At 45.6% G+C, this 12,157-nt stretch carries 9 protein-coding genes; 4 read left to right on the plus strand and 5 right to left on the minus strand.

What is annotated here, in order from left to right; all coding sequences use genetic code 11:
* Nucleotides 1-15 precede the first annotated feature (15 nt).
* Together IE103_RS06300 and IE103_RS06305 are read left to right on the plus strand one after the other, a co-directional pair.
* A complete protein-coding gene (locus IE103_RS06300) occupies nt 16-498 on the plus strand; it encodes an SRPBCC family protein (RefSeq protein WP_189345208.1) in 483 nt (160 codons plus the stop codon).
* A gap of 26 nt (nt 499-524) precedes the next feature.
* Nucleotides 525-1,574 carry a polymer-forming cytoskeletal protein gene (locus tag IE103_RS06305; RefSeq protein WP_189345209.1) on the plus strand — a complete coding sequence of 350 codons (1,050 nt, stop codon included), beginning with the start codon at nt 525-527 and terminating at the stop codon, nt 1,572-1,574.
* Nucleotides 1,575-1,707: 133 nt separating this feature from the next.
* Here the strand turns inward: IE103_RS06305 and IE103_RS06310 are convergent, their stop codons facing one another.
* Entirely contained in the window at nt 1,708-2,268 is a 561-nt protein-coding gene (locus tag IE103_RS06310) for a GNAT family N-acetyltransferase (RefSeq protein WP_189345210.1), read from the minus strand.
* 169 nt (nt 2,269-2,437) lie between these two features.
* On the opposite strand from IE103_RS06310, the gene IE103_RS06315 reads away from it, so the two are divergent.
* Nucleotides 2,438-3,124: an HAD family hydrolase gene (locus IE103_RS06315; RefSeq protein WP_189345211.1), complete on the plus strand. Its 687-nt coding sequence runs from the start codon at nt 2,438-2,440 to the stop codon at nt 3,122-3,124.
* 63 nt (nt 3,125-3,187) lie between these two features.
* Here the strand turns inward: IE103_RS06315 and IE103_RS06320 are convergent, their stop codons facing one another.
* Together IE103_RS06320 and IE103_RS06325 are read right to left on the minus strand one after the other, a co-directional pair.
* A complete protein-coding gene (locus tag IE103_RS06320; protein ID WP_189345212.1) occupies nt 3,188-4,279 on the minus strand; it encodes a proline iminopeptidase-family hydrolase in 1,092 nt (363 codons plus the stop codon).
* 1 nt (nt 4,280) lies between these two features.
* Nucleotides 4,281-4,862 (minus strand): TMEM175 family protein, encoded by a 582-nt coding sequence (locus IE103_RS06325; protein ID WP_189345213.1) that lies wholly within the window; start codon nt 4,860-4,862, stop codon nt 4,281-4,283.
* A 116-nt stretch (nt 4,863-4,978) separates the two neighbouring features.
* Between IE103_RS06325 and chrA the strand changes: the two genes are divergently transcribed.
* Nucleotides 4,979-6,343: a chromate efflux transporter gene (gene chrA, locus IE103_RS06330; RefSeq protein WP_189345214.1), complete on the plus strand. Its 1,365-nt coding sequence runs from the start codon at nt 4,979-4,981 to the stop codon at nt 6,341-6,343.
* 74 nt (nt 6,344-6,417) lie between these two features.
* Here chrA and IE103_RS06335 read toward each other — a convergent pair whose 3' ends face one another.
* Both IE103_RS06335 and IE103_RS06340 read right to left on the minus strand, forming a co-directional pair.
* Nucleotides 6,418-8,667 (minus strand): PhoX family protein, encoded by a 2,250-nt coding sequence (locus IE103_RS06335; protein ID WP_189345215.1) that lies wholly within the window; start codon nt 8,665-8,667, stop codon nt 6,418-6,420.
* A 272-nt stretch (nt 8,668-8,939) separates the two neighbouring features.
* Nucleotides 8,940-12,155, minus strand: coding sequence for an efflux RND transporter permease subunit (locus IE103_RS06340; RefSeq protein ID WP_189345216.1), 3,216 nt, complete (start codon nt 12,153-12,155; stop codon nt 8,940-8,942).
* Between the last annotated feature and the right edge of the window lie 2 nt (nt 12,156-12,157).

Here is a 12,157-nt window from a genome sequence, read left to right on the forward strand (position 1 = left end):
CAACAAGGATTTACTATGAAATTTGAACACTTGGTAGAAATCAACGATTTAAGCAATCCGACCATGGCGATCATTACGCGTGAACAATTATGGCGCGGATTGGTGCTGCGGGCAGAAGCGCCAAAACTATTTGTTGATTACATCGATGAATGCACCATCACCGAACGCAACGAGGTAAGCATGACGCGCAGCCTACGTTACGGCGATCTGCTGATTACCGATCAAGTTAGCTTTGTGCACCATGCGCACGTACATTATGACGTTCCCGCGCAAAAAGACATCGCAAGGTCGAGCTTACGCATGAGTATCGAAGAACCAAATCCATCTGCTTTATTCGTACGTTTTGAATACGATAATGGCCAAACTAGCCAAGCCAATTCAGAAGACGAAATGTACGAAGCCTATCGACGCGCAGCGTATAAAGAAGCTGACATCGATACCATACGAATCATCCGCGAACTAGCAGATGCAGGACGCCTAGATTCTTTACCATCTTAATTTTTCACCGATACAAAGAGCCCATTATGACCACTTCTGCACCAGCGCCATTTTTAGCAAAAAAACTAAAACGAAAGCAATTCGCCAGCACCGGTGATGCCCACATTCAAGGCGATTTACAAATTACCAATCAGGTCATCATCGGCGGTGATTTATTAGTTGATGGCAATCTCGAAGCAGAAGAAGTTTTTTGTCTAGGCAAATTAACCGTCACTGGCGATATCAAAGTTCAATCGCTATATGTCGGTCAAGCCTTGGATTGCGCTGGCGATATCGAAGTTGAATTTCTCCTGAAAACGGGCTGTAATGCCGAATGGATGGCGCGTTTACTTGAACTAGACCAAGCCAAACCTGCTAAAGATGGCAGCGCCTACATGGACAAATTAGTTCATCCAGCAATCTTAAAGCGCGACGCACATCACGAAACCTTTGGCGGCTATGGCGACATTCAAGTACTCGGCTATTTGTCTTGTGATGTGTTGGATTGCCACGGTAATTTGCAGTTAGACGATGTGTTAGACGTCGCTGAAGTGCAATATGTTGGCGGTCATTTAAGTGCAATTGCGATTGCGGTCGATGGCGATGTCAACGTCAAAGGTGAAGTCTTCAGCGAAACCGATATCGCGATCAATGGCGGCTTATTCGCAGGCGAAGTCATCTGCCAAGGAAATCTAAACGTAGGTTCGGTGCATAGCCACGGCGACATTAGCGCTTGGGGCACGATACGCGCGGTCGGGCAAATTACTAGCCTCAATGGCGAGATCCATAGCGGTCGTTGGATCGCCACCAAAGGCACAGTCTATGCAGCAAAATACATCAAAGCGGGCGAAGCACTGGTTGCCGAAAAGGGCATTACCTGCGGTGCCGACTACGGTATCCTCGCAGCCACCACTGTCAAACGCTCTTTATGGGAAAGCCGCGGTTTTGTCTCCGCCCCAACGAAGCCAAAGTTAATTTTGTCAGGTAAATTTATCGAAGACAAAAAGCTCAAGCACATCGATGCTTTAGAAAAAAAACGTGATTGGGAATTGGACTGGGAAGTACCACGTCGCTTGCAGCGCGATATGGTGGGTTAATTTACGATCCTAATTGCTTGATGCAGCGCGGCCTGTGACACAACGTTGCATTAAGCAGTCAATTAGATTCCATCACCTTAATAATTCAACCCGTAAATCAACCCGTAAATCAGTCTGTTATTCAATCCAGAATTCAATTTCTGTCTGACGCCAGACGCGCATACAAATCTAAATCTAAGTAAGCATCTTCGCGACGAGCAATTTGACGGCGTCGACCTTCATGCACAAAGCCTAATTTCTGCAATAACTTTGCGCTTGCGATATTAGCGGGTTCCACTTCAGCATGTACGCGATGCAACTGCAAATCATCAAAAGCAAAATGCAGAATACTCAACAAACATTCGTGCATCACGCCAAATCCCCAATACTCGGGCAATAACCAATAGCCAATCTCAGCATTATTATTCACACTGTCGATCTCATAGATACCGCAAGCACCGAATAATTTTTCAGGACGATGAGCATCGCAAATCGCCCACCAGCAACCCGTTTGTGTTTTTTCTAAATACGCATACCAATCAATTTGTTCCTGCGTCGCTAATTCACTGGTATAGGAAATCCCATAGTAGGCAATCACACGCGAATTCGATAAGCCCGCGAAAATCTGCGCCCGATCAGATGCCTGAATCTGCCGTAACAAGAAACGGGCGGTGTGCCTAATAGGAAAAGCGTTAGCGAATGACTGCGTCAACATGATGGATCGAGGTAAGTCGCTTTGATATTGAATTTGAGATGACCACAGTCTAACGGATTACGCCCGCGATGCGTCATCAAGTTGTCAACTTATCGGTTTAATATTGCTGCCAACAAGAAATCAGAATGTCACTCGACAATCTGTCGATATTTAGAGGGGGAGACTAGCAATGTATCCAAACAAACAAAAACTCATTATTTTCGACGCAGATGGCACCATCATCGATGCATTCAGCGCGATAGAACGCACTTTTGCGCGACACGAAATGGCGATTGGTGACCTTGAGAGTTTTCAAAAGCGACACAAATTTTTTAAATATCTTGGCGGTTTAAAAGAGTTTCCGGCGAATATCAAAAAACAGCTGGGTAGAAAAAGCCGGCAACAAGTATTAGGCACCTTAACCGAAGTCTATCGAGAAGAAGCGCAACTGTATGCGGGCTTCGCCGAATTAATCCAACAACTGATTGCCGATAAAGACATTCGTGTCGGACTAGTGACGCGCAATGTGAGTCATGAACCACAAATCACCATGGAAAAATTATTTGCGCGTCATGATATTGATATTCGTGAACTTGATTTTTTCGCTCACGTTCCAATTCGGCATAGCAAAGCCGATGCATTCAAGGCAGCACGCAAACAATTCGAGATCAATCCTGCACGCGCTTACGCCTGTGGCGACGAGCACAAAGATTATCACTCAGCGCTCGCAGCTGGGATTTATCCATTTGTGGTCTCTTACGGTTTTGAAGATTTCAAACGTTTAACAAAAAAATTTGAAGTCCCAGAAGAAATCATCTCACGAACACCGCAAGAACTATGTACGCGGATTCGCCATGCGCTAGACCTAGCTGATTAGTTATCCGATATCTTCGTACTGACAGCACCCATCAGCTAGACAGCGAATCATCATTCTTATTGCCTAAAACTTTCCTTGATCAACATCAAGAATAAAACGAATCAATCCAGCGAAATAGGCTTCGCTATCGTCATACATCGCCATATGACTGCCATTTGGGCAAATCAATGAACGTCCACGTTTTACTTTGCTTGCCATGGCCGCCATATATTGTGGATCCATCGTATCGTGTTGCGCGCCTATCATTAAGGTGGGGACATGGATTTGCGATAAGTCTGTGCTACGATCCCAATTTAATAATTTTCCGCTCGCGCCCAGTTCACTAGGTCCTTGCATCGATACATAAATCTTTGCATTGACGTGTTTGAATGAGCGATTCACCGGATCAGGCCACTGCGCTTGTGGCATACGCAAAACATGTTTTTCGTAGTGATGGGGGATTAATAATTCCATATAACGTGGGTCTTCATACTTACCTGCAGCTTCTAATGCTTGTGTCTCTTTCAGTACTGTTTGATCCATCGCGGGCATCAATACTTTCTTGGCATACTCGTTATAAGCCGGAATGCTATCGACCATGTTCGAGACGATCAAACCTTTTAAATGCTGTTGATATTTAAGCGCATATTCCATCGCTAAAATGCCGCCCCAAGAATGACCGAGCAAATAAAAATTTGAATTATCTAACTTCAATGCTTGTCGCACTTGCTCAACTTCTTCTACATAAGGTGGCAAGTCAACCAAACTTTGATCACTAGGCTGATCGCTAAAGTGCGAGCCAAGTTGATCGTAATAATAATACTCAATATTCGCATTCGGGAAATAACTATCAAATACTTCGAAGTATTCATGCGTCATCCCTGGACCGCCATGTAACAGCAAAACTTTCATGGTCGGATGGTTGCCAACACGCTTAGTCCAAACTTTAAAATCACCTTTGGGCGTGTTCACCGTAATCAGTTTTACACCACCAGATAAGCGATCATCACGCTGGCTATAATCCAAATAGTTGGATTTCTTGATTGGCTCAGCACTGACTGCCGCTTGCGGTGGTGGCTCAGTCTTTTGGCATGCGGTAGCAGCAAGAGCAACGACAACTGTGCCTATGTAAGTCGCATATCTTCGAACCCAGTTTCCAAGTAGAACACAGCTCATATTACTTTCCCTCCTCAAGTACAGTTTCAATTCGACGATCTGGTACTAACCACATACAAGCAACCGCCACATAAATTGCTTGCGACAATAGCGGGATTTGAAATGCCACTACGATCGCTATTGCATATAGAAGTATAGATAGCTTTCCTTTACGATCTTTGCCGATTGCTCTTCGCAACAACGAACTATCACCAGCAGAACAAATCAAACTATATTGCAAAAACCAATAAGCCAATGATGCCATAAACAAAATAACACCATACAGAGCCGTCGGTCCAGCCGCAAAGTGATTCTCACCCATCCAGCCTGTCGCAAATGGAATCAGCGAGAGCCAAAATAACAAGTGGAGATTGGCCCACAAGTTTCCAGCACTAATTTTGTGCGTTGCATGTAGCATGTGGTGGTGATTGTTCCAATAGATACCAATATAAACGAAACTGAGGATATAACTCAAAAATACCGGTAGCAAAGGAAGTAAAGCTTCAACGCTGTCGCCGTGCGGGACTTTCAATTCAAGCACCATAATCGTAATGATGATCGCGATTACACCATCACTAAATGCTTCGAAACGACCTTTCCCCATATTTCCCCCTTTTTCAATTCATTTGTCTATGATGATTCGATCCTTGCTCTGTCATCTTCATGAGTACAATACTTGAGCCATCTCACTTTTTTGTTTGCATGATGGGATTTAAAACGATGACACAAACTCATATTCAATCCACCGATCGCACTACACCAGTATTTCCAAGCCTTGGCTTAGCACTCAGTTTTTGGTTGAAGCTAGGCTTCATCAGCTTTGGCGGGCCAGCTGGACAGATTGCGATTATGCATCAAGAATTGGTTGAAAAACGTCGTTGGATTTCAGAACAACGCTTTTTGCATGCACTCAATTACTGCATGCTTTTGCCAGGTCCAGAAGCGCAACAATTAGCGATTTATATTGGTTGGCTGCTCCACGGCATACGTGGAGGAATAGTCGCTGGCGTCCTATTTGTACTGCCTTCGTTATTGATGTTAATTGGTTTGTCGTGGTTGTATATTGCTTATGGCCAGACTAGTTTGGTAGCGGGATTATTCTACGGAATCAAACCAGCGGTGACCGCAATCGTATTGCAAGCAGCGTACAGAATTGGTGGACGCACTTTAACAAATACCAGCTTGTGGGCAATTGCGATCGCCGCTTTTACCGCGCTCTTTATTTTCCATTTACCATTTCCATTGATTATCTTCTGCGCAGCATTACTCGGCTATTTCGGAGGGCGTTTTTTACCTCAACATTTTCAGATGCGAGCAGGGCATGCGCCTAAGTCGCCCGCTGCAACATATGGCGCAGCAGTCATCGACGACAATACACCTACACCCGAGCACGCGCGCTTTCGTTGGTCTAGTTTAGGTCGAGTTCTGCTGGTTGGCATCTTGCTTTGGAGCCTGCCTATGCTGAGCTTAATTTACTTGTTTGGCTGGCAGCATAGTTTGACGCAAATGGCCTGGTTTTTTACCAAAGCAGCATTGATGACTTTTGGTGGCGCCTATGCGGTTCTTCCGTATGTGATGCAAGCCGCGGTAGTTGATTATGGCTGGTTAAGCGCTGGGCAGATGATAGATGGTTTGGCTTTGGGCGAAACCACACCTGGGCCACTGATTATGGTGCTAATTTTTGTCGGTTTTGTCGCGGCTTATATGCAAGCACTGTTTGGCCCAGAACAACTTTTCCTTGCTGGCACCGTGGCCGCCATTGTCGTCACTTGGTTCACATTTCTACCTTCATTTATTTTTATACTGGCTGGCGGGCCGTTTATTGAAAGCACCCATCAACAGTTCAATTTGACCGCGCCATTAAGTGCAATCACCGCCGCAGTGGTTGGCGTGATCGTCAACCTGACGCTGTTTTTTGCTTATCACGTGCTATGGCCACAAGGATTCAACGCCGAATTTGACGCGTGGGCTGCTGGTATTGCCTTGTTCTCAGCGCTCGCTTTGATAGGTTTTAAATGGAATGTCATCTGGGTAATCGTGTTAGCGGCAAGCACAGGATTATTGATTCAACTCAGTCTCACATAGCAAAAAAGCGCAACAGATAAACTGCTGCGCTTTTCTACTGATACCGACGAGTTTACGAATACCGCAAAACTGAATTAGCTACCAACACGGCCGCCATCATTTTTCGTGATCACGATCGTTGCAGAACGTGGGCGTTTACCTGCACCGTAGCCAGCATTGCTAGGCCATTGGCTGGTGTATTTGCTTGGATCTGCGATATTTGCTGCTGAGGTCGTTTCACCTGGATGCTGAATATTCACGAACAAAGCTTTGCCGTCTGGTGTTTCTGCAATACCCGTAATTTCACAAGCAGCAGGACCAACCAAGAAACGCTTCAAGGTATCGGCTGTTGGCTTTTTACCGACATAAGTCGTTACCGCCAAATTCGAACCATCTGCTTTGGTGTAGTTCAGGGTTACTTTTTCACCGTCACCAACTTGACCTGGCAAACCTGCCAGCATCATACAATTCGTGGCATCGGTATAAGCGCCGTCATCTGTTTGTATCCAGCAAATGCCAGTTGCAGGGCTGAACGCCAAGCCATCAGGGCTAGACATGTCTTGATCATTTGTCAAACTGGATAAGTTGATCTTACCCGCGTCTGCACTTGCTTCGGCGGCGAACAAATAAACGTCCCAAGTAAATGTCAACGCGGTAGAACCATCAGCACCTTCTTTCATACGCAAGATGTGACCATTCGGGTTACCACTTTGCGCCGTGGTGCCTTTCATGTCGGTATAAGCACGTGGGTTCGCTGAATCTGGCGCTAACTGCGAAGAACCTGTTGGATTCACGTTGCGGTTACTATTATTCGTCAATGAATAGTAGATCTCGCCGTTCGCTGGATTTACTGAACACCATTCAGGTCTATCCATCTTGGTCGCGCCAACTGCATCACCAGCTAAACGTGTGTTGACACAGATATCCGCTTGATCTGCAAATTTGTAGCCAGTGTAAGCAGCAATCAATGGATTGTTGATCGATAATTCGATCCACTTGCCACTACCATCAGCGTTGAATTGCGCCACATACAATTTACCGCTGTCGAGGTATTTATCACCCATCGCCAAAGCGTTACTAGAATTGGCATCAGCCGCATCCCAGTTGGTGGATGAGACAAATTTATAGATGTATTCATTGCGAGAATCATCACCCATGTACACTGCCAAAGGTTTACCAGCAACTGGTTTGCCGAAGGCAGCACTTTCATGCGCGAAGCGACCTAAAGCCGTACGTTTTTTCGCCAATTTGGTCTTGTCATAGGCATCCATTTCAACGATGTAGCCCATGCCATTCATTTCGTTACGGTAGTCATCGCTACCATTATTTGAAGTGCCGATTTGGCTGATGTTCCAACGCGCATATTTGTCATCAGTACCGCCAGTTTCCCAACCATGACGTGAACCTGCACCTTGTGCGCGACCATAGCGTTTTAAGGAAGTGACACTCTTATCATTACCGCGCGCCGCATCATCAGTAGAACTACGTGTAAAGTAACCAGCCCAGTTTTCTTCACCAGTGACAAAACTATTCCACGGTGTTTTACCAGTTCCGCAATTATTCAATGTGCCACGGGTTTTTGTGCCTGTTGTTGAATATTTGGTGATTGCTAGTGCATTCCCGCGTACTGGACCAGATAAGTCCATCTCGGTTAAGCAGGTAAAACGACGATTGAATGCAGAATCTTTTACATATTCCCATTTACCATTAGCTTTACGTACTTCAACAAAAGATACACCATGGATCGCAGTTTCTTTATCTACCTCAGCAGCTGGACGTGGCAAAGTGGAAGTGCCGCCATTTGCGTGCAAGAAGAAAGAAGCATACTTCTCATCAGTTGTTGCTTCATGATTTACACCAAGCAAACCACGATCAACCGAGGTGAGTGAGGCTTTACCATCTGCAGACAAACCAAACCATTCCATACCATCATGGTGATCACCTGCACGGTTTTCAAAATCGGTATCAGTACCGTCATTCTTGTATGCTGGTGTAGTCGCAGTTAATGGATCACCTAAGGCATAAATCGCGGTTGCTGTGTAGCCAACAGGAACAATCACGCTATCTAACAAGCTCTTCGCAACTGGCGCAAAACCGAGTAATTTTTCGGTTGGCGTAGTCGGTGTGGTAGGCGTAGTTGGTGTCACTGTATCGTTAGAACCACCACATGCGCTCAAAGCACTAGAACCAAGAAATGCGCTAGCGATAGAAGCAGCGCCACCGCGTAACAAACTACGACGGCTTAAACGTGCATCCAATACTGCACTGAAATGTTGATTTGGTGTGTCGTTGTATCCAATATCATCTGGATCAATCGCATTTAATTTTTCATTTGTCTTGCTCATGGCTTTTTCCTGTGAGTATAAGGATATGTTTCAGTAAGAATTAATTCGGTAAAAATTAAAACGGGGGAGTACAGAAGCGATGCATCTTAGTTAGTCTGTGTGACTACTGCATGACGACTTCATGACAATCCGATGACAAAGCCGAACTGAAGTAAATCAATAAAAAAAGAGCCTGCGAGGAAAACCACGCAGGCTCAAACCGGTACTACTCACAATGACTGACGCAAGAAAGTGGTGCTAACTTGAATCAGTCTTACCAACCACAAGGGTATCTACAGTGCGGCCACCTTCGCTTTCTTGCCACTAATGGCATAAAAGGCTTTCATCACTAAACGATAGATCAAGCGCACAAAGGTCAAGGTCAACAATGCTTCAAACATCGTGACACAGATCGCCAAGGCTTGATGATAGCGATCAGCACGACGACGCATTTTTGCCATCATCCGATCACGTGCAATTTCAATACTGTCGTAAAAACTTGGTACTACTAACAAGGTCAAGATCGTTGAAGTAATGGTGCCACCAATAATCGCAATCGCTAATGGACGATAGAATTCACCGCCTTCGCCCAAACCTAATGCGACCGGGATCATGCCGGCGATCAACGCGAAGGTAGTCATCAAAATCGGACGCAAACGCACACGACCAGCGTGCATCAAGGCATCTTCACGGTTCATGCCTTCTTTCTCTTGTTTTCGTGCAGCATCAAGCAAAAGAATGGCGTTTTTAGCGACCAAGCCCATCAACATAATGATGCCGATAAAGCTCATCAAATTAATCGTGCTACCTGTCAGCATCAAGGCAATCACCACACCAATCAAGGATAATGGCAAGGACAACATCACCGCTAAAGGTGCAGTGAAAGAGCTAAACTGCATCACCAAGATCAAATACATCAAGCCGATACCAGAGATCAATGCGATCAACATTTCAGTAAACAATTCATCTTGATCCTGACCAGCACCTGCCAACGACAAGCCATAGCCAGGTGGGTAATTAAACGATTTCGCTAATGCCATCGCGTCTTTGGTCACTTCACCACTAGCACGACCTTGCGCATTCGCAGACACGGTAATCGTACGCTTACCATTACTATGCTCGATAGCAGAAGGACCTTTGCCCATACTAACTGTAGCAATTTGATCGAGCGGTACCATTTCATTTGTACCTGCAACTGCAATCGGCAAACGTTCAATATTTTCTTTGCTGACACGATCGGCTGGATGCAAACGCACCGCCACATCACGTGTTTCGCCAGTTGGATCAACCCAATCACCGACCTCAATACCAGCAAACGCGACTCGCAATGCTTGTGCTGCATCATTGATAGAAATACCCATAGAATTTGCTAAGCCACGGTTCATTTCTATCTTTAACTCTTTCTTCGGATCTTGCTGAGACAAACCAACATCCACCGCACCTGGCACTTTGCGCAACTCATCCATATAGGCACTAGTAATTTCTAGTAACTTGCGTGAATCTGGACCAGTGAATTCAATCTGAATTGGTTTGCGGGCGCCATTGTTTAAGTCATCTAACACCACATATTCAGCACCAACTAATTGTTTGACCTTCTCACGCAACTCGACCGCAATTTCCTTCGCACTGCGCTTACGTGAATTCTTTTTGCCGATATCAACATAAATACGACCACCAGACGCATTGATATTGCTATTGGTTTCTTTCACCTCTGGAATCGTGCGTGCTAATGCGGCCGCTCTTTCCATCTTTAAGCGTGAATACTCAATCGACGAAGATGCTGGTGTACGTACCTCGATCATCAAGTTGCCAGAATCAGCGGTAGGCAAGAAACTGGTGCCACCAAACTGCGCTTGCAATACCAAGGCACCAACAAAACTTGCCAAGGCAATTGCGCCCATCCAACGACGATGATGTAAAGCCCATGCAATCACATTGCCATAACGATCTGCTTGGCTATCAAACCAATCATTAAACTGCGCCAACTTTTTGCTCAAACCTTTCTTAGGCGCGGTGTGATGATCTGCTGGATCACCCCAATAAGCCGACAACATAGGATCGAGCGTAAATGAAATACCCAAGCTGACCAATACAGAGCAGGTCACGGTCAAAGCAAATGGACGGAACCATTCGCCAGAAATCCCTGGCATAAACGCAACCGGAATAAACACTGCGATAATCGAAAAGGTTGTTGCGGCAACTGCCAAACCAATTTCTGCAGTACCTTCTAATGCAGCGGTACGACGATCCGAACCATTTTGCATATGACGCACAATGTTTTCTCGCACCACAATCGCATCGTCGATCAGCACACCAATCGCCAACGACAAGCCGAGCAAAGTCATAAAATTGAGCGTGAATCCACACAGCCAAACAGCGATAAACGCAGCGATCACTGAGGTTGGCAAACTCAAAGCAGTAATCAAAGTCGAACGCCAAGAATTCAAGAACGCATAGACTACGAAAATCGTCAGCACCGCACCGAACACCAGTGACTCAATCACATTATTCAAACTACTTTGTGCGTCTTTACCGCCATCGCGCGTTACTTCTAACTTCGTGTCCGGATTGTCTTTCGCTAAATCCTTATTGATTTCTTCAACCGCTTTCACGACACTTTTGGCAACGCTCACCGTACTTGCTTCACGCGAACGGGTGACTTGGATACCGACATTAGGCTTACCGCTACGAATACTCAAACTATTGATATCCGCGAATCCATCTTCAATCGTTGCTACTTGCCCCAAACGAACGATTTGATCACCACGACGCTTCACAACGATGTTTTGGAATTCGGACGGGCTTTCAATACGTCCAACCAAGCGTATACTTTCTTCTTCCAAACTACCGCGAACTTTACCAACTGGCGCATTGGTGTTCTGGCTACGCAAAGCGGCGACCACTTCACCGGCCGACACATTAAATTCACGTAAGCGTTCTGCCCGTAACAATACCGATAATTCACGACGTAGCGCACCACTAACATTAACGGTCGCCACTCCGGGAATAGCGCGCAAACGCGTTGCCAAAGTATCTTCTGCTAAACGTGAAATTTCAGCATGGGTCTGACTGCTAGAAGACAAAGCCAAATTGACGATAGGCTGTGTTGATGGATCAAAGCGCTGCACAATCGGTTCACGCATTTCCGTTGGCAACTTATAGCGCACGGTAGAAATCACATTGCGTACTTCTTCCGCTGCTTCGATCATGTTTTTCTTAAACGAAAAACGCATTTCAAAGCCAGCACTGCCTTCATTCGCATACGAATACACTTCATCCACGCCCGACACGCTTTGTAGCGATTTCTCAAGGCGATTCACAATTTCGCGCTCTACCGTATCGGGAGACGCACCCGGATATGGAATATTTACAAATAAACCTGGAATCTCGACATCGGGATTTTGATTGACGCGCAATTTACTCATCGCCAGCAAACCCATCGCCATCATCGCGATAATCAAAACAATTGTCGCGATCGGTCGTTTAATACTGAAATCGGATAAGAACATGA

Origin of the sequence: Affinundibacterium macrobrachii (assembly GCF_014652415.1) — a bacterium.
Classification (GTDB): domain Bacteria; phylum Pseudomonadota; class Gammaproteobacteria; order Burkholderiales; family Burkholderiaceae_D; genus Undibacterium; species Undibacterium macrobrachii.